The 23,700-nt window shown below is 72.9% G+C and carries 27 protein-coding genes; 20 read left to right on the top strand and 7 right to left on the bottom strand.

The annotated features are described in order from the left end of the window. Nucleotides 1-570 precede the first annotated feature (570 nt). A complete protein-coding gene (locus tag H7A69_RS09090; RefSeq protein WP_182046743.1) occupies nucleotides 571-939 on the top strand; it encodes a hypothetical protein in 369 nt (122 codons plus the stop codon). Nucleotides 940-1,335: 396 nt separating this feature from the next. Beyond that, on the top strand, nucleotides 1,336-1,548 hold the full coding sequence (locus H7A69_RS09085; RefSeq protein ID WP_182046742.1) for a hypothetical protein: 213 nt from the start codon (nucleotides 1,336-1,338) through the stop codon (nucleotides 1,546-1,548). 82 nt (nucleotides 1,549-1,630) lie between these two features. On the opposite strand, the gene H7A69_RS09080 is transcribed toward H7A69_RS09085, so the two are convergent. Beyond that, nucleotides 1,631-2,602 (bottom strand): aldo/keto reductase, encoded by a 972-nt coding sequence (locus tag H7A69_RS09080; RefSeq protein ID WP_182046741.1) that lies wholly within the window; start codon nucleotides 2,600-2,602, stop codon nucleotides 1,631-1,633. A gap of 98 nt (nucleotides 2,603-2,700) precedes the next feature. On the opposite strand from H7A69_RS09080, the gene H7A69_RS09075 reads away from it, so the two are divergent. Both H7A69_RS09075 and H7A69_RS09070 read left to right on the top strand, forming a co-directional pair. Further along, nucleotides 2,701-3,093 carry a ChaB family protein gene (locus tag H7A69_RS09075; protein ID WP_069710999.1) on the top strand — a complete coding sequence of 131 codons (393 nt, stop codon included), beginning with the start codon at nucleotides 2,701-2,703 and terminating at the stop codon, nucleotides 3,091-3,093. A gap of 57 nt (nucleotides 3,094-3,150) precedes the next feature. Then, nucleotides 3,151-4,119: a beta-ketoacyl-ACP synthase III gene (locus tag H7A69_RS09070; protein ID WP_069710998.1), complete on the top strand. Its 969-nt coding sequence runs from the start codon at nucleotides 3,151-3,153 to the stop codon at nucleotides 4,117-4,119. 197 nt (nucleotides 4,120-4,316) lie between these two features. Here the strand turns inward: H7A69_RS09070 and H7A69_RS09065 are convergent, their stop codons facing one another. The 6 genes from H7A69_RS09065 to H7A69_RS09040 all read right to left on the bottom strand — a co-directional run bounded on the left by H7A69_RS09065 (nucleotide 4,317) and on the right by H7A69_RS09040 (nucleotide 9,655). Continuing rightward, the gene (locus H7A69_RS09065) at nucleotides 4,317-5,249 is read right to left on the bottom strand and encodes a hypothetical protein (RefSeq protein WP_182046740.1); all 933 of its coding nucleotides are present in this window, start codon (nucleotides 5,247-5,249) and stop codon (nucleotides 4,317-4,319) included. A 72-nt stretch (nucleotides 5,250-5,321) separates the two neighbouring features. Next, nucleotides 5,322-6,236, bottom strand: a complete 915-nt coding sequence (locus H7A69_RS09060; RefSeq protein WP_182046739.1) for a hypothetical protein — start codon at nucleotides 6,234-6,236, stop codon at nucleotides 5,322-5,324. A 261-nt stretch (nucleotides 6,237-6,497) separates the two neighbouring features. After that, on the bottom strand, nucleotides 6,498-6,866 hold the full coding sequence (gene fliW, locus H7A69_RS09055) for a flagellar assembly protein FliW (protein WP_182046738.1): 369 nt from the start codon (nucleotides 6,864-6,866) through the stop codon (nucleotides 6,498-6,500). After that, nucleotides 6,863-7,744: a flagellin gene (locus H7A69_RS09050; RefSeq protein ID WP_182046737.1), complete on the bottom strand. Its 882-nt coding sequence runs from the start codon at nucleotides 7,742-7,744 to the stop codon at nucleotides 6,863-6,865. Before H7A69_RS09050 ends, fliW begins: the two co-directional genes overlap by 4 nt. Nucleotides 7,745-7,746: 2 nt before the next feature. Continuing rightward, complete coding sequence (flgK, locus tag H7A69_RS09045; RefSeq protein ID WP_182046736.1) at nucleotides 7,747-9,162, bottom strand: flagellar hook-associated protein FlgK; 1,416 nt, start codon at nucleotides 9,160-9,162, stop codon at nucleotides 7,747-7,749. Between the two features lie 7 nt (nucleotides 9,163-9,169). Beyond that, nucleotides 9,170-9,655 (bottom strand): flagellar protein FlgN, encoded by a 486-nt coding sequence (locus H7A69_RS09040; RefSeq protein ID WP_182046735.1) that lies wholly within the window; start codon nucleotides 9,653-9,655, stop codon nucleotides 9,170-9,172. Nucleotides 9,656-10,113: 458 nt separating this feature from the next. Between H7A69_RS09040 and H7A69_RS09035 the strand changes: the two genes are divergently transcribed. The 16 genes from H7A69_RS09035 to H7A69_RS08960 all read left to right on the top strand — a co-directional run bounded on the left by H7A69_RS09035 (nucleotide 10,114) and on the right by H7A69_RS08960 (nucleotide 23,668). Beyond that, nucleotides 10,114-10,929 (top strand): sigma-70 family RNA polymerase sigma factor, encoded by an 816-nt coding sequence (locus H7A69_RS09035; RefSeq protein WP_182046734.1) that lies wholly within the window; start codon nucleotides 10,114-10,116, stop codon nucleotides 10,927-10,929. A 121-nt stretch (nucleotides 10,930-11,050) separates the two neighbouring features. Next, the gene (locus tag H7A69_RS09030) at nucleotides 11,051-12,259 is read left to right on the top strand and encodes a flagellin (protein WP_182046733.1); all 1,209 of its coding nucleotides are present in this window, start codon (nucleotides 11,051-11,053) and stop codon (nucleotides 12,257-12,259) included. A gap of 97 nt (nucleotides 12,260-12,356) precedes the next feature. Continuing rightward, nucleotides 12,357-13,760 carry a flagellar filament capping protein FliD gene (gene fliD / locus H7A69_RS09025; RefSeq protein ID WP_182046732.1) on the top strand — a complete coding sequence of 468 codons (1,404 nt, stop codon included), beginning with the start codon at nucleotides 12,357-12,359 and terminating at the stop codon, nucleotides 13,758-13,760. An 11-nt stretch (nucleotides 13,761-13,771) separates the two neighbouring features. Next, complete coding sequence (gene fliS / locus H7A69_RS09020; RefSeq protein WP_259346157.1) at nucleotides 13,772-14,248, top strand: flagellar export chaperone FliS; 477 nt, start codon at nucleotides 13,772-13,774, stop codon at nucleotides 14,246-14,248. Beyond that, a complete protein-coding gene (locus tag H7A69_RS09015; protein ID WP_182046731.1) occupies nucleotides 14,238-14,579 on the top strand; it encodes a hypothetical protein in 342 nt (113 codons plus the stop codon). Before fliS ends, H7A69_RS09015 begins: the two co-directional genes overlap by 11 nt. A gap of 311 nt (nucleotides 14,580-14,890) precedes the next feature. Further along, on the top strand, nucleotides 14,891-15,235 hold the full coding sequence (locus H7A69_RS09010; protein ID WP_069710987.1) for a flagellar basal body rod protein FlgB: 345 nt from the start codon (nucleotides 14,891-14,893) through the stop codon (nucleotides 15,233-15,235). Beyond that, on the top strand, nucleotides 15,232-15,627 hold the full coding sequence (locus H7A69_RS09005; protein ID WP_069710986.1) for a flagellar basal body rod protein FlgC: 396 nt from the start codon (nucleotides 15,232-15,234) through the stop codon (nucleotides 15,625-15,627). Before H7A69_RS09010 ends, H7A69_RS09005 begins: the two co-directional genes overlap by 4 nt. Then, nucleotides 15,627-15,971, top strand: a complete 345-nt coding sequence (gene fliE / locus H7A69_RS09000; protein ID WP_069710985.1) for a flagellar hook-basal body complex protein FliE — start codon at nucleotides 15,627-15,629, stop codon at nucleotides 15,969-15,971. The genes H7A69_RS09005 and fliE overlap by 1 nt, the downstream gene beginning before the upstream one ends. Continuing rightward, the gene (gene fliF / locus H7A69_RS08995; protein WP_182046730.1) at nucleotides 15,971-17,647 is read left to right on the top strand and encodes a flagellar basal-body MS-ring/collar protein FliF; all 1,677 of its coding nucleotides are present in this window, start codon (nucleotides 15,971-15,973) and stop codon (nucleotides 17,645-17,647) included. Before fliE ends, fliF begins: the two co-directional genes overlap by 1 nt. Continuing rightward, nucleotides 17,644-18,693, top strand: coding sequence for a flagellar motor switch protein FliG (fliG, locus tag H7A69_RS08990; protein ID WP_182046729.1), 1,050 nt, complete (start codon nucleotides 17,644-17,646; stop codon nucleotides 18,691-18,693). The genes fliF and fliG overlap by 4 nt, the downstream gene beginning before the upstream one ends. Next, a complete protein-coding gene (locus H7A69_RS08985) occupies nucleotides 18,686-19,324 on the top strand; it encodes a hypothetical protein (RefSeq protein WP_182046728.1) in 639 nt (212 codons plus the stop codon). The genes fliG and H7A69_RS08985 overlap by 8 nt, the downstream gene beginning before the upstream one ends. Continuing rightward, entirely contained in the window at nucleotides 19,321-20,652 is a 1,332-nt protein-coding gene (locus tag H7A69_RS08980; protein WP_182046727.1) for a FliI/YscN family ATPase, read from the top strand. The genes H7A69_RS08985 and H7A69_RS08980 overlap by 4 nt, the downstream gene beginning before the upstream one ends. Beyond that, nucleotides 20,652-21,083 (top strand): flagellar export protein FliJ, encoded by a 432-nt coding sequence (locus H7A69_RS08975; RefSeq protein ID WP_182046726.1) that lies wholly within the window; start codon nucleotides 20,652-20,654, stop codon nucleotides 21,081-21,083. Before H7A69_RS08980 ends, H7A69_RS08975 begins: the two co-directional genes overlap by 1 nt. After that, on the top strand, nucleotides 21,080-21,826 hold the full coding sequence (locus H7A69_RS17625) for a C40 family peptidase (protein ID WP_182046725.1): 747 nt from the start codon (nucleotides 21,080-21,082) through the stop codon (nucleotides 21,824-21,826). Before H7A69_RS08975 ends, H7A69_RS17625 begins: the two co-directional genes overlap by 4 nt. A 5-nt stretch (nucleotides 21,827-21,831) precedes the next feature. Continuing rightward, nucleotides 21,832-23,214: a flagellar hook-length control protein FliK gene (locus H7A69_RS08965; protein ID WP_259346160.1), complete on the top strand. Its 1,383-nt coding sequence runs from the start codon at nucleotides 21,832-21,834 to the stop codon at nucleotides 23,212-23,214. Between the two features lie 22 nt (nucleotides 23,215-23,236). Beyond that, nucleotides 23,237-23,668, top strand: coding sequence for a flagellar hook assembly protein FlgD (locus tag H7A69_RS08960; RefSeq protein ID WP_069710978.1), 432 nt, complete (start codon nucleotides 23,237-23,239; stop codon nucleotides 23,666-23,668). Nucleotides 23,669-23,700: the final 32 nt, after the last annotated feature.

The following is a 23,700-nucleotide window of genomic DNA, read 5'->3' as shown; positions in this document are numbered from 1 at the left end:
TCCCGACTGGTCGAAGTCGCAGGAGCGAGGCGGGCGTCGACGAGACGCGGTCCCGGAGCACTTCGACCGACGCAGGGCCGACCCGAAGCGCTGGGTCGCGTCGCCCAGCTCGAGTACCCTCCGTGTTCGACCGGACGACCTCGACCACACCTGGAGCGCCGTGACCTCGATCTGGACCACGCAGCAGCCTGCCATGCGCGTGCAGTGGGGAACCCGACCGTCCGAGCCGAACGACGCGGTCGGGGCCCTGCGGAAGACGCTGGCGGTCCTGGCGTGCTGCGGCGCGCCGTTCGCCGGTCCGTGGAAGCTCCTGGACCCGTCGTCGGAGGAGGCGGACGGGGCGTTCGTCGGGGATCTCACCGACGACGAGGTGAGCCTCCTGATCCACCGCGGGGTCACTCGGAACGCGGACGGACAGCCGTTCCCGCGGGACGGGTACAGCGTGTCCCTGGTCGGGAAGCTCGTCGGATCGGTCGGCGCTTCGATGCGGTTGCACGTCGGCGCGACCGTGAGCGAGTACATCGTGAACGAGGTGGCCGTGCGCTCCGGGCGGTGCAGCCCGGGGCGTCGATGGATCTCCGGCAGAGCTACGGTGAGCACCACGGCGAGGTCCTTCGGCGACTCGTCGAGCTCTGGCGTGCCGACCTGGCGCAGGTGACCGTCCGGAACGCGAACCGGAGTCAGCGAGGGTTCGCGACCCTCGTCGGGCTGACCAACTTCTTCCGCGGTGACCACACTTCCTTGCTCTCCTCGATCGACCTCCGCACATCGGCGAGAGCGGCCGTGGCCGACGGTGGAACGTGGCTCACCGTCGACGTCGGCAGCGATGAACTCGAGCCCGCCGCCGCCGACATCGTGGCGATCGCGGACGCCATCGAAGACGCCGGTGGCCGCGGCCTCGCTCGATCACGACCCACCGCGTGGAAGGACGAAGCATGACCGAGGAGCTCCCGTTCGGTGGGGAGCTGTTGTTGCGGCTCAGCTGGGGACCGAGGGGCGAGGGACTCCATGCCGTCGGTGCGAAGCTCCGGGCGACGGACGCCGTCGTCCGGAGGTTGCACACGCCGTTCGGACGATCACTCGCGGTCGTCGACCCCGACGGGAACGCGCTCGGGACCGTGCCGGACCTGGCAGACACGGCACTGGTCTCGGCCCTCGAGCTGGGTGTCGCGCGGAACGAGGACGGCGCTCCGCTCCCGCAGGACGGGTACTCCGTCCGTCTCGAGACCGCCCCTGGCGCCACACTCTCGGGACGGGTGGTGGATCGTCCTCCGGGAACTCGTCGCCATCTGGGAGCCGGACACGGCGGGTGTCTTCCTGGCGGAGGCGGAGGACGTGTTCCTCGATCTGGAGCTGTCGATCGAACTGGGGGTCGTGACGTACCTCGCTGCGCGTGACGTGTCGACGTCGGAGCTCGTGCGGACCACCGAGTCGGACGGGGGCACCTGGATCGAGGTGGTCGGTGCCGCGACTGCGACGGGCCTGCACGACCTCGTCGCCGTGATCGTCAGAGCATCCGGAGAAGTGAGCTGGTCCCGTCGTCGATGACGACGTGGAGCCTGGACGGACGGGAGGCGCGGTGCGGGTCCGACCCGCACCGCGCCTCCCGTCCGACGGTCGCGTCAGCGACTCACCAGGCGTAGTCCTCCGGCGAGGTCTGGTGCCCCGGGAAGATCTCGTCGAGGCGCGCCAGCGCCGCCTCGTCGAGACGGATGTCGACGGCGCGGACCGCCGACTCCCACTGCTCCATGGTGCGCGGGCCGGTGATCGGCGCGGTGACGCCCGGCTGGTGCAGCAGCCACGCCAGGGCGAGCTCGCCCGGGGTGTGGCCGAGCTCCTTCGCGAACGACTCGTAGGCGGTGAGCTGGTCGCGGTGGCCCTCGACGTACTCGGCGCTGCGGCCGGAGAGGCGGCGGGACCCGTTCTCGGTCTTCTCGATGACGCCACCGAGCAGGCCGCCCTGCAGGGGCGACCACGGGATGACGCCGAGGCCGTACTTGCGGGCGGCCGGCAGCACCTCGCGCTCGACGTCGCGGACGACGAGGTTGTAGATCGACTGCTCGCTGACCAGGCCGAGCGTGCCCCGACGGGCGGCGGCCTCCTGCGCCTGGGCGATGTGCCACCCGGCGAAGTTCGAGGAGCCGACGTAGAGGACCTTGCCCTGCTGCACCGCGACGTCGATCGCCTGCCAGATCTCGTCCCACGGGGTCGCCCGGTCGACGTGGTGGAACTGGTACAGGTCGACGTGGTCGGTCTGCAGCCGGCGGAGGCTGGCGTCGAGCGACTGCCGGATGTTCAGCGCGCTGAGCTTGCCACCGTTCGGCCAGTCGACCATCTCGCCGTAGACCTTCGTGGCGAGCACGGTCTTCTCGCGCCGGCCGCCGCCCTTCGCGAACCAGCGGCCGATGATCTCCTCGGTGGCGCCCTTGCCAACCGAGCCGCCGTAGCCGTTGGCGGTGTCGAAGAAGTTCACGCCGAGCTCGTGCGCCCGGTCCATGATCGCGTGCGAGTCGTCCTCGCTGGTCTCCGGTCCGAAGTTCATGGTGCCGAGCACCGCCCGTGACACCGACAACCCTGTCCGTCCGAGGTGTGTGTAGTCCATCACCCCGGTCTACGCGCGTCGCGGTGTGCGGACCAGGCCCTGCGGGTACCGGTCACGTGCGGGGCGTAGAACGGGAGGTCCCGACGGAAGGAGCCGCCATGCCGGCCAAGGACGAGATCCCGAGCACCCTGCAGCGGTCGCCGGAGCACGCGCAGGAGATCTTCGCGAAGACGCTCGACTCGGCGAACGAGACGTACGGCCCCGGCGAGCGAGCGCACCGGACGGCGTTCGCCGCGGTCAAGCACGAGTACGAGAAGGTCGGTGACCACTGGGAGGAGAAGGAGTCCTCCGGCCCGTCCGACGACGGCGCAGCCGGCACCCGCGGGTCGGGGGAGACCCAGGGCGGTGTCGATGCGAACGCGACCAAGGCACACCTCATGGAGGTCGCGAAGCGGCTCGACGTGCACGGGCGATCGACGATGGACAAGGACGAGCTCGTGCAGGCCATCAAGCACGCGAACGACCGGGCGACGGCGGCCGCGCGGAAGTGAGCCGGTGCATGCCGTGCCCGGCATGAGCGGTCCGGTCGGGGGAGTAGCGTGCCGCGGATGAACACCCCAGCACTCCGTGGCAGCCGGATCCTCGGGTTCGGCCACCACCAGCCCTCCCGTGTCCTGACGAACGACGAGCTGTCGACCATGGTCGACACGAACGACGAGTGGATCACCACCCGCACCGGCATCAAGACCCGCCGCATCGCGGGGCCGGACGACAGCGTCGTGTCCCTGGCGATCGAGGCCGGCCGCAACGCGATCGCCGACGCCGGTCTTCAGCCGTCGGACATCGGACTGGTCATCGTGGCCTCGACGACGCACCGGGAGCGGTCGCCGTACACCGCCGGCCGGGTCGCCGCCGCGCTCGGGATGACGAACGGTCCCGCGCCCATCGACATCAACACCGCGTGCAGCGGCTTCGAGTACGCGATGGCCCTCGCCGACCAGTCGATCCGGGTCGGCGCCACCGACACCGCGCTCGTGATCGGGTCGGAGACGCTGTCGAGCATCGCCGACTGGACGGACCGCTCGACCTGCGTGCTCGTCGGCGACGGAGCCGGTGCGGCCGTGCTCGGCGTCGCCGACACCGCGGAGATCGGGCCGGTCTCGTGGGGGAGCGTGCCGCACCTCAACGAGGCCGTGCTCGTCACGCGCGACCCGGAGTACTTCACCCAGCAGGGGCGCTCGATCTACCGCTGGGCCATCACCGAGGCCGAGGGGCACGCCCGTGCGGTCGTCGAGGCCGCGGGGCTCACGATGGACGACATCGAGGTCTTCGCCTTCCACCAGGCGAACCTGCGGATCATCGAGCCGTTGGCCGAGGCGCTCGGCGGAGCGGACAAGTACGTCGTGCGGGACGTCGTCGAGTCGGGGAACACGTCCGCGGCGAGCGTGCCGCTCGGCCTGTCGAAGGCGTGGCAGCGCGGGGAGCTGCCCGAGGACGCGCTGGCGCTGCTGTTCGGCTTCGGGGGCGGGTTCGCGCACGCCGGGCAGGTGGTGCGGACGCCGAAGCGGCGTGCGTGACGGCGTGAGCGGTTGACGGACGGGAGGCGCGGTGCCGGCTGGCACCGCGCCTCCCGTCCGTCGTCGCGCACCCGGGTGGGTCGGGACGGGCTGCGTGCGGTCGGGCGGGGCTCGGCCGGGCTGGGCTCGACTGAACTCGGCTGGGCTGTGCTCGGCTGGGCTCGGCCGGGCTGCGCTCGGCTGGGCTCGGCCGGTCGTCAGTCGCGGTCGTCGCGCCGCGGCGTCTCCGCCCAGAGGTCCTCGTCGTCGCGGTCCTTCCGACGCCACGGCAGCGCACGGCGTTCGCGGTCGCCCGACTTGTCCGGCTTGTCCGCCTGGTCCGTCTTGTCCGCCTTGTCCGACGCCTTCCGGTCCTTCGTCGGCTTCGCCTCGAGCACGACGGTGAAGTGCCGCGGCGGCAGGCCGAAGCCCTCGCGCGACGCCTGGATGACCCGCTTGCCGAGGGCGTGGTTGCCCAGCCCACCGACGGCGGCGCCGATCCCGAACGGCAGCGCACGACCGAGCACCGACGTACCCTGGCGGGCGGCGAAGCGCTTGATGAACTGGTCGCGGACCTTGCCCCCGATGCCGCTGACCACCTGCTTCGGCAGCGTCGAGGTCACCATCTCGCCCCAGAACGCGTTCCGTGCCGGGCCACCGGCGGCCTGGCCGGCGAGCTGCTTCACGAGCTGCGTCCCCGGGGCGCCGAGGATCAGGGCCATCACGAGCGTGCGCGACCGCTCCGGGTCGTCGAGGGCGATGCCGTGCACCTCGGTGATGGACTGTGCGAACAGGGCGGTCGTCTCGAGGAACCCGACGGTCTCCGCACCGCTCAGGCCCAGGGCCGCGACCATGCCGACGCCGGGGATCACCGCGCTCGCACCGACGGCGGCGCCACCCGTCGTGACGGCGGTCAGGTACTGCCGCTCGAGGATCTGGACGATCTCGGCCGGGCTCGCGTCCGGGTGGCGGCGGCGCAGCGCGTTCACGTGCGCGACGACCACGGGGCGCTGGACGGCGATGACGCGGTCGAGGATCTTCGTCCACCCGCCGGGACCGTCCGGCGTGGGGGTCCGGTCGTCGCGGGAGTCGGACTGGACCGGGGCGGGCGGCATCGGCACGATCGCCCCGTCGTTGTGCTGTCGGGCCATGCGGGTGACGGTACGCCCGGGCGGTGGGAACTCCTCCGGGATCCTCGGCCGGCGGCACCGCGCGTGCGGGTCTCACGAGCACGGCACCCCGGCCCGGAGGAGCTTCGCGCGCAGGCGTTCCGGTTCCACGAGGTCCGTCCAGACCACCCGGACGACCGTCCGTACCTCGGGGAACGAGCGCACGAAGTCCTCGCGCTGCTTCTCCTGCCAGTGCGCGGCGGCGACGTCGGCGGCGGCCGTGCCGTACTTCGCGCGACCGTCCACCTCGACGACGACGCCGTGGTCGGGGAACCAGAAGTCGACCACGGCGGTGCGCTCTCCGGGCCGTGAGAAGACGTGCTGCTGCTCAGGCTCCGGCGTCCCGAGCAGCCGGAAGCGCACGCGGCACATCGACTCCGCCGGCGAGTCCGAGCGCGGCGACCCCATCGCCACGGCGGACGCCGCCTTCGACCGACCCTTCGGCCCGAGCAGTGCGACCTCACGACCGAGGTCCTCGGTCGTGGCGCACCGCCACCGCAGGACGTGGTCGAGCACGGGCAGTGCGAGCAGCAGCGGGCGGCTCGAGGCGATGTCGACCGCCGTCCGCGCCGGGGACGTCGTCGGGAGTCCCCGGTGGTCCCGGTGGCCGGACGGCGGCCTCCTCGCGACGCCGTGCCGCACGAACCACGCACTCACGCGCGTCCCGTCGGCCGTCGGGTCCGCCACGTGCACGCGGGACGGCCAGCTGCCCACGACGGGGAGGCCGAGCACGGCACAGGCGGACTCGTGGCTGAGTCGGTCCTGCGGGCGGAGCCGGGGGAGCGAGGCGCGGACGAGCAGCACGTGCCGTTGATCCGGTCGCAGCCCGGTGGTGCTCCCGCGGCGGACGAGGACCCCGGGGCGGATCCGTTCGTACTCGCCACGCGCCGTCGCTCGTTCGAGTGCGCGTCGCTCCGCGCTGGGCAGGTGCGCCGTCCGCACCAGGTCGATGTCGTCTGCCTCGGTCATGCTCCGAGCCTGGCGGCGGGGAGAGCGGCGCCGCAGGACGACGGCGGTGCCGGTGGGGAACGATGACCGAACGGCGTCCTGTGCAGGACGATGCGCTGCCGATGCCCGCGCATCATGCGACACGGCACACGTCGATCGACGCGCGGCATGTCGAACGATGCACGCGCATCCGATGCGGACGCAGGAAGCGACGTTGCACGTGTCGATCGACGTGCGCGATGTCGCAGAACGCGTGCGACGCCGAGCGCCGCGCGCCGCGCGCTACCGCCGGGCGAGCTCCGCGCGCAGCGGCAGGTCCTGGTCCTCGAGGATGAACTGCGCGCCGACCGCCGTGCGGCCGTTCACCACGACGGGCGCGAGCAGGTTCACGGTCGTCCCGTCCTCGCCGGGGTTCGCCACGACGAGCAGCATCGCGTCGGCGGCGTCGGTCAGCCCGATCGTCGTCGCCTGCTCGTCCGTCAGCTCCGGCGCGTAGTCGGGCAGGTGCACGGCCGCGTCGAGCAGGTAGAGCCGCGCGTCGCCGCCGGTGAGCGCGAAGAGCCCCTCGGCACCCTCGACCGGGGCGAGCGCGAAGACGGGTTCCGGCGAAAGCCCGAACGGCGGGACGGGGAAGGTCAGGTCGATGCTCATCGGAGGTAGTCCATCAGGGTCGGCTGCAGGACCTTCGCGGTGACGGCGAGGGCTGCCTGGTAGGTGGTCTGCTGCACCTGGAGGTCGAGGACGGCACCGGCGAGGTCGAGGTCCTCGATCCCGGCGCGGCGGTTCTCGAGCGACACCGAGGCGGTCTTCAGCGTGTCCTGTGCGGCGAGGGCGGCGGCGTGCCGGACCCCGACGTCGGCCTGTGCGGCGCGGACCGAGTCGATCGCGGTGTCGAGGTCGTTCAGCCTGGGGTTCACGTTCACGCCGTCCTGGAGGTCCGCCACGATGCGGTCGATCGCCGCGAAGGCCGAGGTGTTCCCGGTGCCGAAGGCCGCGGCGCCGGAGGTGTCGACGCGGATGGTCCGGTCGTCGCCCACCCGGCGGGTGACCGCGGTGGTGGCGGCGGCCCATCCGGCGTCGTCGGTGTGCGCGGCAGCGGCCGTGGACGACCCGGCGAACACGGAGCGCATGCCGTACTTCGTGTTGGCGGTCGCCTCGAGATCGGCCTTGAGGGCACGGAACTGGGTCACGAAGGCGTCGCGATCGGTGTCGCCCATCGTGCCGGAGTTCGCGGCCTGCACGGTGAGGTCGCGGACCTTCGTCAGCACGGAGTACGCGCTGCCGAGGGTGCTGTCGGTCGTGGCGAGCCAGCCGACGGCGTCGTCCGCGTTCCGCGTGTACTGCGCGGCGGCCGCCTGCTCCTTCCGCACCTGCATCGAGGCGCCGGTGCCCACCGGGTCGTCGGAGGGCTTCGCGATCGCCTGCAGCGTGGTGGCGCGCTGGGTCGCCTCGGCGACGCGCGCGGCGTTCGCCTGCAGGCGCTCGCCGGCCGCCGCCATGGTCATCTGGGTGGTCACTCGAGTGATCACGGTCAGCCCCTCCCGACGATGCCGACGCGGTTGATGAGCGTGTCGAGCATCTCGTCGACCGCGGTGAGGACGCGCGCCGCGCCCTGGTAGGCGTGCTGGTAGCTGAGCAGGTTCACGTTCTCCTCGTCGAGGTCCACGCCGGCACCCGACTGCTGCTGCGTGCGGGCGCTGGTGAGCGCGAGCCCGGTCAGCGTCGTCTCCGATGCGGCCGTCCGGGAGGCGCTGCCCACCCCCGCCACGAACGTCGCCCAGGTGCTGTCCGCACCACCGGCGACCGACCCGAGTCGCGAGAGCGCATCGGCGAACGAGTCGTCGAGTTCCCCCGCCGCGTTCCGCGTCGCCAGGCCGCTGCCGTCCGTGGGGACGACCGACAGGCCGCGTGCGGCCGGGGTCCCCGTCGCGAGCGCGAAGAACGGCGCTCCGGTGGCGCCACCGGGGGTGGTCCCCTGCGCGTGTGCCGCGTTGACGGTCGACGCCAGCTGCGTCGCCACCCGGTCGTAGGACGCGGACGCCTCGGCCAGTGCGCCGCCCGTGCCGCCGGAGGCCGGTGCGAGCAGGGTCAGCGCCCCGCCGATCGACCCGCCGTCGAGGCCGACCGTGCCGGCGCTGCCGGAGGTCCACCGCAGGGTGACGGGCTGCCCGTCGGCGAGGCGTGCGCCGCCCTCGAGGGCGACGGTGCGGACGGTGTCGCCCTGCACGAGCGGGTTGCCGCCGAGCAGCACGTCGACCGTGCCGTCGGTGTTCGTGCGGACGGTGCCGCCGGCGAGGCCCGCGATCTGCTGCGTCAGCTGGTCGCGCTGGTCGAGGAGCTCGTTCGCGTTCCCGCCGCCGGCGAGCGTCGCCCGAATCCTCCCGTTGAGGTCGGCGACCTGCGCGGCGGTGTCGTTGAGCTGGCCGACCTGGGTGGCGGCGGTGGCACGGACGGTGGACCACTGGTCGTCGACGGCCCGCGAACCGCTCGCGAGGGTGCTCGCGACGGTGGACGCCGCGGCGATCACGGCGGATGCGGCACCGGGGTCGTCCGGGTGCGCGGCCAGGTCGCTCCACGACGACCAGAAGCCGTCGAGCTTCGTGGCGAGGCCGTTCTTCCCGGGCTCCTGCAGGCCGTCCTCGAGCGTGGACAGCGCGGTCGCCCGGGTCTGCGCCCACGAGGACGACCCGGTCGCGGCCCGGACCCCGGCGTCGAGGGTCAGGGAGCCGAGGCGCGCGATGCCGTCGACGGACACGCCCTGCCCGGCGAGGGCCGCGGTGCCGCGGACGAACCCGGTCTGCACGGCGGGCACGGACGACTGCGTCACGCGCTGGCGGGTGTAGCCGACGGTGCCGGCGTTCGCGATGTTCTGCCCGGTGACGTCGATGCCGGCGCGTGCGGCGGTCAGGCCGGAGTAGGCGGTCGCGAGGGATCCGAAGGTGCTCACCACGGTGCTACAGGGTCCCTTCGAACAGGCGGGCGCCGTCGGCGCGGGAGCCGGAGGTCCCCGATGCGTCGTACGTCGCGGCGTCGGTCACGGTCCCGGCGAGGGTCTCCTCGGTGGACTGGGCGGCCGTGCGGAGGAAGCGGTCGTTCTCGTCGCGGAGCGCGCCGATCTGGCTGGTCAGCTCGACCATCGCCGTCAGGTGCGCGGCGAGGATCTCACCCCAGGGGCCGTTCGGCGCGGCGGCGACGACGTCGCGCAGGGGAGCAGCGGGGTCGACGCCCCACTCCTCGGCGACGGCGGCGCTCGACGCGGCCCGCTCGAGGCCGGTGCTGCGGAGGCGCTCGAGGACCTGCTCGACCTCGCGGCTGGCGTGCGAGACCCAGCGGGAGCGGCCGGCGGCGAGCAGGAGCTGCTCCTCCTCGAGCTTGAACGTCAGCAGTTCGAGCAGTTCACGCTCGCGCCAGAGGACGGCGGACAGGTCGTTCACGCTCATGGCTCCTCCCGGTACGGGTTCGGTGTCGGCGACGTTCGGGTCGTTCCGGTCCGCCTTCCGGTGGACACCGACGACTATCGGTCCGGCGGGGCGCGACGTAAGCGGCTTCCGGACAGCGCGCCGATCCGGACCCGGCCGAGCCGCGCCTCCCGTCCGGCCGTACCGGACCCAGATCGGGGGACAATCTCGGCGGTTCCGGGGCGGATGTCCGCCGAAGTGCGGACCGCTCCGGCCCGTCGTCCCCCCGCACTGGGGACGTTCCCAGCCTCCCCGGGGACTTTCCCAGCCGATACATTCGAACCGCACCGCGGGGGACACCCCGCACCGCGTCGCAGGGACGCGGAACGCACCGCCCGGAGGATCCGGGTGGTTCTTCGACGACCGCGCCGGCCTCCCGAGGGCCGGTGTCCGTCGTGCCCACGGACGGGTCAGTCAGCAGGTCGACCAGGGGAACACACATGGACCGCAACGCACGCAACGCGATGATCGTGGAGCACCTGCCGCTCGTCGGCTACATCGTCGCCGACGTCCGGGCGCGTGCCACCCACCTCGACCGCGACGACCTGGCCGCCGTCGGGTCCCTCGCGCTCGTCGCCGCAGCGGAGTCGTTCGACCCGGACCTCGGCGTGCCGTTCGGCGCCTACGCCCGCACCCGGATCAACGGCGCGATCGCCGACGACATGCGCTCCGCCGACTGGGCCTCCCGAGGCACCCGGAAGCGCATCCGCGAGACCCTCGCCACGCAGGAGGCGCTGTCCGCCCGGCTCGGTCGGTCGGTCGGCGTGCAGGAGATCGCCGATGCCATGGGCGTCGACCGCGACACCGCCGCCGCCGCGATGGCCGACGCCGCCCGCACCGTCAGCCCCATCGACGAGACCGTGCACGACACGGTGGCGACCGACCAGCCGCTCCCCGGTGAGGACCTGCTCGAGGCCGAGAAGCGCCGCTACCTGCGCGCCGCCGTCGCCGCGCTGCCGGAGCGCATGCGGTACGTCGTCGAGAACGTGTACTTCGGCGACCGCTCGGTGACCGATGTCGCCGCGGAGCTGGGCATCACGCACTCCGCCGTGTCGCAGCAGCGCTCCGAGGCGATGCGGCTCCTGCGCGACGGCCTGGCCGAGCACTACGGCGACGGAACCGCGGTCGAGCCGGTCTCCCGCACCACCGCCGCCCGACGCAGCGCGTACCTCGCCCGGGTCGCCGCGAACGCCGCCGCCGGCGTCGCGCGGGCCGTGCACGACGCCGCCGCACCGACGGCCGTCGCGGCGGGCTAGCCCTTCGGCGAGGGAAATCTCGCCGATCCCCTAACGACCTCGGCCCGACGGCCGAGAGTCCCGGATGTCAGCCCATGGACGGGCAGGCACCACCACCCAAGGATTCACGGAGGAAACCACCATGGGTATGTCCATCAACACCAACCTCTCGGCACTCAACACGTACCGGAACCTCAGCTCCACGCAGAACGACCTGTCGAAGTCCCTCGAGAAGCTCTCGACCGGTCTCCGCATCAACCGTGCTGCCGACGACGCTGCCGGTCTGTCGATCTCCGAGGGGCTCAAGTCGCAGGTCGGTGGCCTCACGGTCGCGGCCCGCAACTCGCAGGACGGCATCTCCGTCGTGCAGACCGCTGAAGGTGGCCTCACCGAGACCCACTCGATCCTCCAGCGCATGCGTGACCTGGCCGTCCAGGCCGGCAACGACTCGAACAACGACGCCTCGCGCAAGGCGATCTCCACCGAGGTCGGCGAGCTGCAGAAGGAACTCGGCCGCATCTCGTCGTCGACGAACTTCAACGGCATCAACCTGCTCGACGGTTCCGCCAACGGCGGCACCGGCAAGCTGGCGTTCCAGGTCGGCGCCAACGGCGACAAGAGCAGCCAGATCGTCGTCGACCTGTCGGCGGCGAACGTCTCGGACATCGCCAAGACGCTCGGTTCGGGCTCCACCGCCGCGACCGGCAGCTCCTTCACGGTCGACCTGACCGCCGTCGACCCGACCGCCTCGTCGAAGTTCGTCTCGACGGACGCCAACGGCGTGAAGACCACGGTGAACACCGCGGCCCTCACGAAGGCGGACGGCACGGCCCAGACGGCCGACTTCACCAGCGTCGACGACTACGCCGCGGCACTCCAGCGCGACAAGGCGTTCTCGGCCAACTTCACCGTGAGCGTGCAGAAGGACGCGAACGGCCAGGGCACCGGCATCGTCGTCAGCGCGAAGGACGGCGGCACCCTGAAGACGGCCGACAACGCGACCGCCAACGGTCTCGGCGCTGCCGTCGAGGGCACCGCGGTCACCGGTGGTGTGCAGTTCGACACCGCCGAGCACGCCCAGGCCGCGATCAAGCTGATCGACCAGCAGATCTCCGCCGTGTCGTCGGCTCGTTCGAGCCTCGGTGCGGTCCAGAACCGCTTCGACCACGCCATCAACGTGACGAACGTGGCCAAGGAGAACCTGACGGCCGCCGGCTCGCGCATCACCGACGTCGACATGGCGCAGGAGATGGTCAAGTACACCCGCGACAACATCCTGAGCCAGGCCGGCACCTCGATGCTCGCGCAGGCGAACCAGAGCACGCAGGGCGTGCTCTCGCTCCTGCGCTAGCGGACCTGACGCCGTCGTCCGGGGGAGTTCGAGTCCCGCGGGCGGCGGCGTCGCCGTACCCCCACCACGTCCACCACCCCACGGCAGGGAGCCACCGATGTCGACGTCGTCCGTGTCGGGCAACAGTCTCGCGATCGACGGCCTGGTCAGCGGTCTCAAGACCACCGACCTCATCAACTCGCTGATGACGATCGAGCAGGTCCCGCAGACCCTGCTCAAGAGCAAGCTCACCTCGACGAACTCGTTCATCTCGTCGCTGCAGACCATCAACTCGCTGGTGCAGACCCTGGCGACGAAGGCCGGGGACGCGTCGAAGGCCGCCTCGCTCGACGTCTTCTCCGCGAAGAGCTCGTCGGCGGGCGTCAGCGTCACCACGGGCGCGGACGCGAGCGCCGGCTCCCTCAGCTTCCAGGTCGGTTCCACGGCCTCCGCACAGGTCGCGGTCACCGCGGCGTCGACGACGTGGTCGTCCGCCGCCGAGCCGCTGACCCTCGTCGGTGCGGACGGCAAGCAGACCACGTTCACCCCGGCGTCGGGGTCCCTCGACGACACCGTCGCCGCGATCAACAAGGCCGGCGCCGGTGTCACCGCGACGAAGGTCGCCTCGGGCAGCGCCGCCGACGGCACCAAGACGTTCCGGCTGCAGCTCACCGCCACGACGACCGGCGCGGCCGGTGCCTTCTCGCTCTACCGGGGGACCGGGGACGAGGTGACGGCGGGCACCGCGACCGACGTCTTCGCCCAGCCGGGCGCAGCGGTCGTCACGCCGGCGAAGGACGCGAGCGTGACCCTCTGGGCCGGCACCGCCGCCGCCCAGACCATCACGAGCGCGTCGAACACCTTCACGGACCTGCTGCCCGGTGTCGACGTCACCGTGTCCCAGCCCACCGCCGACCCGGTCACCGTGACCGTGGCACGCGACACGACGAAGGCGCAGTCGGTGGCATCGGGGCTCGTCGACGCGCTGAACGCCGTGACCTCGTACTACGCGTCGAACACCGCGGTGACGAGCACGACGAGCCCGACCACGGGGACGACCTCGACGACCGCGGGCGTGCTCAGCGGTGACGGCACCACGCGCGACGTCGTGCAGCGCCTGACGGCGACGATGTCGGCGCCGGTGAACGGGAAGTCGCCGTCGAGCATCGGCATCGTGATCACGAAGGACGGCTCGTTCACCTTCGACGCCACCGCGTTCCAGAACGCGCTCGCGTCGGACCCCGCGGGCACCCAGGCGGTCCTGTCGGGCGTCGCGGCGAACGTCGGGGCCGCCGCCACGGCCGCGTCCGACAAGTACAACGGGTCGATCACGACGTCCATCACCGGGCAGCAGTCCGTGGCGAAGGACCTCACGACCCAGATCGACAACTGGACCGACCGGCTGACCCTGCGCCGCGCGACGCTGCAGGCGCAGTACTCGGCCCTCGAGACCAGTCTCAGCAAGCTCCAGTCCCAGTCCTCCTGGCTCTCCAGCCAGCTGGCATCGACGTCGACGAGTTGACGGGAACGACGATGAACGCCTTCGACCTGCAGTCCGCCGCCTTCCGGCAGGCCGCCCAGCCCCGCACCGTGACCGACCAGCGTCGCGCGCAGTACACGAACGAGGCCGTGCTCTCGGCGACGCCGGCGCAGCTCGTGACCATGCTGTACGACCGCCTGCTCCTCGACCTGCACCGTGCCGAGGCCGCGCAGACGACGTCCGACTGGGAGGCCGCGCGCGAGCAGCTCCTGCACGCCCAGGCCATCGTCGGCGAGCTGTCCTCGACGCTCCGCATCGACGTGTGGGACGGCGGCGAGGGACTGCTGGCGATCTACAACTACGCGTCCACCTCGCTCATCACCGCGAACGTGCACCGTGACGTGCAGGCGACGCGGGACTGCATCCGGATCCTTGAACCGCTCCGACAGTCGTGGCACGAGGCCGCCGCGGCACTGCCGGCGGCGCAGACCGTGTCGACCGGCACCGGGGGAGCGCTCGGTGTCGCCTGAGACGCCCGCGCCCGCGCCCGCCCCCGCGCCCGGGTCGGCACCAGCGCACGAGCAGGAGGCCGCGGCCCACGACGCCTGGGTGACGACGCTCGACGCGCTCGAAGGCGACCTGTCCGCCGACGCGACCACGACGTGGACCGAGCCGACCGGGCTGGGACCGGTGCCGCGCGACCTGGTGGGGCGTGCCTCCCGGCTGCTCGCCGCGCAGCGTGACCGCGCCGCCGACCTCGAGACGGAGCGACGGCGGACGCTGGAGCACCTCGGCGCGCTCCGCCGGGTCGCGGCGACCGACGAGCCGCGCGGGTCCGTGTACCTGGACGCCTCCGCCTGACGCGCGGCCGCGACGTTCCGCGTGTCGATCGACGTGCGGGACGTCGCACGATGCGCACGCACTGGATGCACGCGCACGGGACGACGGTGCGCGTGTCGATCGACACGTGCTGTGTCGCAGAACGCGCCGACCACGCGCGAGCGCACCCGTGCCGCACCCGGCCCCCCGTTCGGGGCGAGCACTTACGCCGCCGACGGCCGCCGTCGATAGCGCACCTCGAGCACGGATCGCTCACCACTCCCGGCCACGGATCGGCCACCTCCAACCCGGCGACGTCGGACGACGTCGCGCACCGAGGGGACCGGTCCCACGTGTTCGATTCCGTGACGAGCGTCGCGCTGCAGAGTGCGCTCGACGGCCTGTCGCTGCGACAGCGCACCATCGCGAACAACATCGCGAACATCAACACGCCGAACTACCGTGCCGAGAAGGTCCGCTTCGAGGACGCCCTCGCGGACTCGATCGTGCACGGCGACGGGCACGCGACGGCGACCACCGCCCGGAGCCTCGAGCCGACGAACACGAACGGCAACAACGTCAACCTGGACCAGGAGACGCTGTCGAACATCGACACCGTGCTCCGGTACCAGTTCGCGACGCAGGCGGTCGGTGGCGAGGCCACCAGCCTGCGCACGGCGATGCGGACGAACTCGTGACGACCTTCGACGCGATCGGCATCGCGAGCACCGGCCTCACCGTGCACCGGAAGTGGCTCGACGCGATCTCGGACAACATCGCGAACGTCAACACCGTCCGGTCGATGGACGACTCCGCCTTCCAGGCCCGCTACGTCGAGGTCCAGGAGGGCGCCGGCACCTCGGGCGCCTACGTCAAGGGGGCCGCGTTCGGCAGCGCCGCCGGTCGCGTGACGTACGACCCGGACAACCCGCTCGCGAACGCCGAGGGCTACGTCCGCATGCCGGACATCGACCTCGGCACGCAGATGGCGGACCTCATCATGGCCCAGCGCGGCTACCAGGCGAACGCCGCCGTGGTCGACCGTGCGAAGACCGCCTACGAGGCGGCACTGCAGATCGGGAAGAACTGATGCCCATCGACGCACTGAACGGTGTGACCACGAACGCGATGACCCGCGCCTTCGGCGGGACCGACGTCACCGGCACCGCGCCCTCGACCGGCACCACCGGCACCGGCGCCGCGACCGCGACCGGGGACGGGTTCGCGAGCAGCCTGACCAACGCGGTCGACGGCCTGCAGGAGCTGCAGAGCACGTCGAAGACCCTCGCGCTCAAGGCCGTCACGGGCAACCTCGACGACATCCACGACGCCACCATCGCGTCCACGCGCGCCCAGGTCACCCTCGAGCTCGTCGCCGCCGTCCGCAACAAGGGCGTCGACGCGTTCAACGAGATCATGCGGATGCAGGCCTGATGCCCGCCGCGATGCAGAACGCGTGGGCCCGCCTGACGGGCTACGTCAAGGGCTTCTCCGCCGCACAGCGCACGATCGCCGTCATCGGCATCGCCGCGCTGGTGCTCGGCGGCGTCGCGCTCGCGAGCTTCCTCGGCAAGGCGTCCTACGCGCCGCTCTTCACGGGTCTCGCCGCGGCGGACGCCAGCTCGATCACCGACCAGCTGCAGACCGACGGCGTGCCGTTCCAGCTGACGGACGGCGGCGCGACGATCCTCGTGCCGCAGGACAAGGTGTACTCGGAGCGGCTCAAGGCCGCGTCGAACAACCTGCCGTCGTCGAACGAGGGCGGGTACTCGCTGCTCGACAAGATGGGCGTCACGAGCTCCGAGTTCCAGCAGGACGTCACGTACAAGCGGGCGATCGAGGGCGAGCTGGCGAAGACCATCTCGGCGATGGACGGCGTCAAGACCGCCACCGTGCAGCTCGCGATCCCGGAGAAGACCGTGTTCGTGTCCGAGGAGAAGGACCCGACCGCGTCGGTCTTCGTCGCGACCGAGAACGGGACCCAGCTGACGACGGACCAGGTGCAGTCGATCGTGCACCTGACCAGCGCGGCGGTCGAGGGCATGCAGCCCACCGACGTGTCGGTCGTCGACCAGAAGGGGCAGACCCTCTCGGCCGTCGGCACCGGCGCGACCGGCAGCGGCGCCGACCAGGCCGCCGACTACGACACCACGACGCGGCAGAAGATCCAGGACCTGCTCGACACGACGCTCGGCCCGGGCAACGCGAGCGTGGTCGTCTCGGCGACCATGAACCAGGAGTCGGGCACGCGGACGTCGGAGAGCTTCGCGCAGCCCACGAGCGGCCCCGTCGCCCTCAACGAGTCGAGCACGAAGGAGCAGTACGGCTCCGGGTCCGGCGCGGGTGCGGGTGCGACCGGGGTCCTCGGCCCGGACAACATCGCCGTGCCGAACGGCACCGCGAACGGCACGAACGGCACCGCGGCCTCCGGCGACGGCGGCTACGAGAACGAGTCGGCGACGAAGAACAACGCCGTCGACAAGACGACCGAGACGACGCAGATCCCGGCCGGTGGCGTGCAGCGCCAGACCATCTCGGTCGCGCTGAACTCCCGTGCCCAGTCGGTGCAGAACGCGAACCTGCAGAGCATCAACGACCTCGTGTCGGCGGCGGCCGGAGCGGACAACACCCGCGGCGACCAGGTCCGCGTCGCGATGATGGACTTCGACGACACCGCCGCCAAGGACGCCGCGAAGGCACTGCAGCAGCAACAGCAGGACGAGCAGCAGCAGGCCATGTGGTCGACCATCCGCACGGCCGGCATCATCGCCGCGGTCCTCGCCGCCGCGGTCGTGCTGGCGATCGTCCTGGCCCGCCGCGGTCGCCGCCAGTCCCGCGAGGCGGTGGACGTCGGCGAGCTCGACGCCTTCGCCGGTGAGACGTTCGAGCTGCCGCTCGGCGTCGAGGACGACCTGGCACTCGGCGACGTCGACGCGCCGACGGTCGCCCTGCCGACCCTGCCGCACGACGACGCCCCGACCGAGGTGCTCACGACCGACGAGATCAGCGCCGAGCGTCGTCGCCAGGAGATCTCCGCCCTCGCCGAGCGCGACCCGAAGCGCACGGCCGACCTCCTCCGCGGCCTGCTCGACGACCGGACGTCGGTGTGAGCGCCCTCGTCCCGGTCCCCGCTGGCGGCGGGACCGCCGACCGCGCCCTGACCGGCTCGCAGAAGGTCGCGCTCATCCTCATGCAGATGGAGACCGAGCGCGCCGCCGAGGTGATGAAGCAGTTCACCGAGCTCGAGGCCGAGGAGATCTCCGCCGAGATCGTCCGCATGCGTCGGGTCGACGACACGGTCGTGGACCGGACGATGTCCGAGTTCCACCGCATCACCCAGCGCGGTCGCGTGCAGAAGCGCGGCGGCAAGGACGCCGCGCTCGGCCTGCTCGAGGCGTCGTTCGGGTCCGAACGCGCCGCGGGCGTGATGGACCGGCTCGCGTCGAACCTCGCCGGCCAGTCGTTCGAGTTCCTCGACGACGCCGAACCCGGCCAGGTCGTCAGCCTGCTCGAGGGGGAGCTGCCGCAGACCATCGCCCTCGTGCTCGCGCACCTGAAGCCCGGACAGGCCAGCGCCGTGCTCGCCGGCGTCGACGACCGCACCCGGACGGACGTCGCGCAGGCGTTCGCGACGATGGGCACCGCCACCCCGGAGGCCGTCGGAATCGTCGCCGGGGTGCTGCGGCAGCGCGCCGGCGCGGTCGTGTCGCCGCGCGAGAGCGTTGAGGTCGTCGGCGGCATCGCGCCGCTGGTCGAGATCATCAACCGCTCCGACGTCGCGACCGAGAAGGCCGTGCTCGAGGGACTCGAGGCGCGCGACCCCGAGCTCGCCGAGGACATCCGGTCGCGGATGCTCACCTTCGAGGACATCGTCAAGCTCGAGTCGCGCGACATCCAGCAGGTGCTGCGCGGCATCGACTCGAAGCTGCTCGCGACCGCGATGAAGGGTGCACCCGCGCCGGTCGTCGAGACCATCCGCGCGAACGTCTCCGAGCGCAACCGCTCGGTGCTCGACGACGAGCTGCAGAACATGGGGCCGGTCCGCGTGTCGCAGGTCGAGGAAGCGCGCGCCGAGGTCGTCCGCTCCGTCCGCGAGCTCGAGGCCCAGGGCACGATCACCGTCCACCGCGCCGAGGAGGACGAGCTCGTTGACTGACACCGTCGTCCAGCGCGTCGCGTTCCCGGTCCTCGGGAGCGCGACCACGCGCGACCTCGCCGCCGCTGCGGACGTCCGGGGGCACGCCGCCGGCTACGCGGCCGGACTCCGCGCCGCCCAGGCCGAGACCGACGCGCTCCGCGCCCGGCTCGAGGCCGAGCACGCCGCGCGCCTCACCGCGCTGCACGCCGAGGCGGTCCGTCGCGTGCAGGTCCTCGACGCCGCCACCGCCGCGCTGCTGTCGCAGGTCGTGCCGGTCCTGCGGGACGCGGAGGAGTCGCTCGTGCAGGCGTCCCTCGACCTCGCCGAGGCCGTCGTCGGGTACTCGGTCCGCACCGCCAGGTCGGCGGCCGACGGTGTCGACGACGGCCGGGAGGCGCTGCCCGCCCCCGGTGCGGAGGCCACCGTCCGGCGCGCACTCGCCGCGGTCGACGCGACGGTCGCCCTGGCCGTCCGGGTCAGCCCCGCCGACGCGGCGCGGGTGGCCGACGCCGGGTTCACGGTCCCGGTGGTCGGCGACCCATCGCTCCGCGACGGCGACGCCGTCGTCGACCTGCCGGACGGGATGCTCGACGCGCGGCTCGGCGCCGCACTCGACCGCGCCCGCGACGCCCTCGGGGTGACCCGGTGACCGCGACGCTCCTCCGCCCGCACGGCCTCGACGAGGCCGTCGCGCAGGCCGGTCCGCAGCGCGTCGGCGTCGTGTCCAGTGCGGTGGGCCTCGGGCTCACCGTCGCGGGCCTCGACGCCCGCATCGGCGACGTCGTCACGGTCGGCGCCGACGACGGCCCGCAGACCGCCGTCGAGGTCGTCGCCACCGACGCCACCGGTGTCCGGTGCATGCCGCTCGGCCGCCTCGTCGCCGTCACCGCCGGGACCCCGGTGCGTCCGACCGGTCGTCCGGTGCTCGTACCGACCGGTGCCGGGCTGTTCGGGCGCGTGCTCGACGGCCTCGGCCGGCCGATCGACGACCGCGGGCCGCTCGACACCGACGGCTGGGTACCGCTCGACCACCCGACCCCGAACGCCATGGCGCGGACCCGGATCGACGCGCCGATGCAGCTCGGCGTGCGGGTGCTCGACACCCTGACCACCGTGGGGCGCGGGCAGCGCATGGGCCTGTTCGCCGGGTCCGGTGTCGGCAAGTCGTCGCTGCTGTCCATGATCGCCCGGGGCAGCGACGCCGCGGTCAACGTCATCGCCCTCGTCGGGGAGCGCGGGCGCGAGGTCCGCGAGTTCCTCGAGGACGACCTCGGCGCCGAGGGGCTCGCCCGTTCGATCGTCGTCGTGTCGACCTCGGACGAGCCGGCCCTCATGCGTCTGCGCGCCGCGTTCGTCGCCACCCGCATCGCCGAGTCCTTCCGGGACGCCGGGCAGGACGTCGTGCTCATGATGGACTCGCTCACCCGCGTCGCGATGGCCCAGCGCGAGATCGGCCTGTCCGTGGGGGAGCCGCCTGCCACCCGGGGGTACCCGCCGTCGACGTTCTCGGTGCTCGCCGGACTGCTCGAGCGCGCCGGGACCGACCGCGTCGGGAGCATCACCGGGCTGTACACCGTGCTCGTCGACGGGGACGACCACAACGAGCCGATCGCCGACAGCGCCCGCAGCATCCTCGACGGGCACGTCGTGCTCGACCGGAAGCTCGCCGTCACCGGGCACTTCCCGTCGGTCGACGCCCTCGGGTCGATCTCCCGCGTCGCCTCGAAGGTCACCGAGCCGTGGCAGCGCGCCGCGGCGACTGCGCTCCGGAAGGTGATGGCGGCCCGGCGGAACGCGCAGGACCTGCTCGACGTCGGGGCGTACCAGCGCGGATCGAACCCCCTCGTCGACGCCGCCGTGGACCACCAGGACACCATCGACGCGTTCCTGCGCCAGGGGATGGACGAGCAGGCGGACGCCGACACGTCGTGGCGCGCGCTCGACGCCCTCGTCGCACGGCTGGGGGTGGCCGCCTGATGGCCCGACGCTTCCCCCTCGCCGGGCTCCTCCGCCTCCGGCACGCCGAGCAGGACCGCGCGGCGGCCGCCCTCGCCGCCGCCAACGACCGGGTCCGGGACGCCGCCGACGCTCGGATCGCGGCCCGCCGGAACCTCGCCGACCGCGAGGAGACCAGCGCGGTGACCGACGCGGCGACGCTCAGTGCCCTCGCCGCGGCGCGCGCCTCGACCCGGGGCATGCTCGAGGAGCTCGACGCCGTCGCGCGGTCGCGACGCACCGAGGCCGACGAGGCCCAGACCACGTTCAACACCGCGCGGCGTGCCGCCCTGGGGCTCGAGAAGCTCGAGGCGCACCACGACCGGGAGCAGGCAGCCGAGGACCTGCGCACCGAACAGAACGCCCTCGACGAGATCGCGGCACGACGCCGCACGGAAGGTGGTGCCCGATGAGCGTGGACGCCGTGCTCTCCCGGATCGCCGAGATCCGCACGCAGATCGATGCCCTGCGCGCACCGACGACCGACCGGACGAACGGCTCGACGACCGGCTCGACCGCCTCGACCGAGGCGTCGACCGGCGCGTTCGCCGATGCCCTCGCCACCGCGTCAGCTCCCGGGGGCGCGTCCGCCGCGGCGACCGCTGCGGGGACGGCACCGGCGACCGCCGCCCCCGCGACCTCGGTCGACGCCGGGCGCGGCACCCTCGCCACCGGCAGCGGCGCCACCGGGTCCGACGTGGTCGCCGCCGCGAAGAAGTACCTCGGGGTGCCCTACGTGTTCGGTGGGGAGAGCCGCTCCGGGATGGACTGCTCGGGCCTCGTGCAGACGGTGTTCAAGGACCTCGGGGTCACCATGCCCCGCGTCGTGCCGGACCAGGCGGACATGGGCGTGCCGGTCGGATCGCTCGCGGAGGCGAAGCCCGGCGACCTCATCATCCCGAAGGGCGAGCAGCACATCGTCATCTACGTCGGCGACGGCAAGGTCCTGCACGCACCGCGTCCGGGCAAGGACGTCCGCATCGTCGACAACTGGTACAAGGACTCGGACATCGCGACCATCCGTCGCATCGTGCCGAGCGAGGCGGCCGCACCCGCGGCGGTCCCGGCGGCATCGTCGGCGACCGCGCTGCAGTCCGCGACGGACCTGCAGACGGCGGCCCTGCTGTCGATGATGCGATCGGGGAGCGCCGCGTGAGCACGATGACGATCGCGGCCCCTCCCGCACGCCCCGCCGCTCCCGCGAGCCCCGCCGGCGCGCAGTCCGGTGCGGGTACGTCGTCCGTGCCGTTCGACGCCGCCCTCGCCGCCGTCACCGGGACCGGAGCGGACTCCGCGCAGCAGCCCGGCCCGGATCGCTCCGGCACGGAGGACGCCACCACGACCGCTCCCGCCGTCGTCATCCCGGCCGTCGTCGCTCCGGCCGTCGTCGCTCCGACCGTCGCCGTGTCGGCCTCGCTCGTCGACCCGGCCCTGCTCGGGGCGCTGCCCGTCCCGACCCCGGTGCCGACCGTGCCCGTCGACGCCGCTGCTCCCGCGACGGGGACCCCGATCGCGACGGCAGCGGGCGACGCGGCGATCGCTGCGACCCCCGCGACGGCGTCAGCCACCACCGCCCTCGGCGCGGGCGCCACGAGCCGCCCCGCCGGCGATGGCAGCGCCGGTACCGCGTCGGTGGTCCCGGCGCCCGTGCCCTCGACGCCGAGCAGCAGCACCGCCCCGGCGTCGGGCGGAGCCGCGACGAGCAGCCCCCTCCCGACCGCGACCGGGGTGGCCGGACGCGCCCCCGCGGCGCAGCCGGTCGGTCCGGCGACCCCGACCCCGGAAGACGCCCCCGCCGGTGCACCCGCCCTCACTGCCGCCCCGGCGACCCCGACGCCGGGTGGCGGACTCCCGGCCGCCGCCCCGCAACGCGACGCCGCGGAGGCCGTCCGTCCGGGCCAGCCGGCCCCGGCGGCGACGGCCGCGACCACCGGTGCACCGGTCGTGTCGACCGGACCGGCCACCGGGGGCAGGACCGGCCACGGGGCGGACCGCGGGCCGACCGGGCAGGGCGACGCGGGCCTCCCGGCCGTGCTCCCGACCCGCGGCGGCGAGACGCCGTTCGTGGTCCCCATCCCCGCGTCGACTGCGCCGGCGACCGTCGCGGGCGCCGCCACGGCGAACGCCCCGGCCCCGCTCGCACAGCAGCTCGCACGTCCGCTCTTCACGCTCGCGCAGGCGGGTCCGGGGGAGCACGTCGTGACCGTGCAGGTCTCGCCCGACGCGCTCGGTCCGGTGACGGTGCGCGCCCACGTCACCGCGCACGGGATGCACGTCGAGCTGTTCGCGGCGTCGGACGCGGGCCGTGACGCGGTCCGCCAGGTACTGCCCGACCTGCGCCGCGACGCCGCCGGCAGCGCGGTCGTGACCACGCTCGACCTGTCGTCGCAGAACCACCCCGACGCGCAGCCCGGCCGTGACGACCGGCGGACCCCCGCAGGTTTCCGACCGGAAGCCGGCCCGGAGGCCCGCCCCACCACGACCGCACCGGTCACCACCCGCCCGACCACCGTCCGATCCGTCGGACTCGACGTCCTCGCCTGACGCGGACCGAAGGAGGACCACCATGCCCCTCGACGGCATCACCGGATCGGTGGACGCGGCCACCCAGGCCGCCGCGGTCGCGCAGACCGCGAGCGCGAAGAAGTCCCAGACGATGGACTCCGAGGTGTTCATGAAGCTGCTCGTCACGCAGCTCCGGAACCAGGACCCGTCGTCCCCGATGGACACGAACCAGATGATCAGCCAGCAGACGCAGCTCGCGATGATGGAACAGGTCAGCAACCAGACCACGACGGCCAACGAGAACTTCTCGCTGCAGATGCGCATGGCCGCCGCGAACCTCGTCGGCAAGCAGGTCAGCTACACCGACGCCACGACCGGGACCGCGGTCTCGGGGACCGCCACCGCGGTGTCGTACGCCGCGAGCGTGCCGACCGTGACCGTGAACGGGAAGGAGGTCGACCTCGACGTGATCTCCGGTATCAAGTCCGCCTGACCCGCTCCCTCCTCCCTCTTCCCCACCTCGTC

Origin of the sequence: Curtobacterium sp. ME26 (assembly GCF_903970945.1) — a bacterium.
GTDB lineage: Bacteria > Actinomycetota > Actinomycetes > Actinomycetales > Microbacteriaceae > Curtobacterium > Curtobacterium citri.
This window is presented reverse-complemented; position numbering and strand designations above follow the sequence as displayed.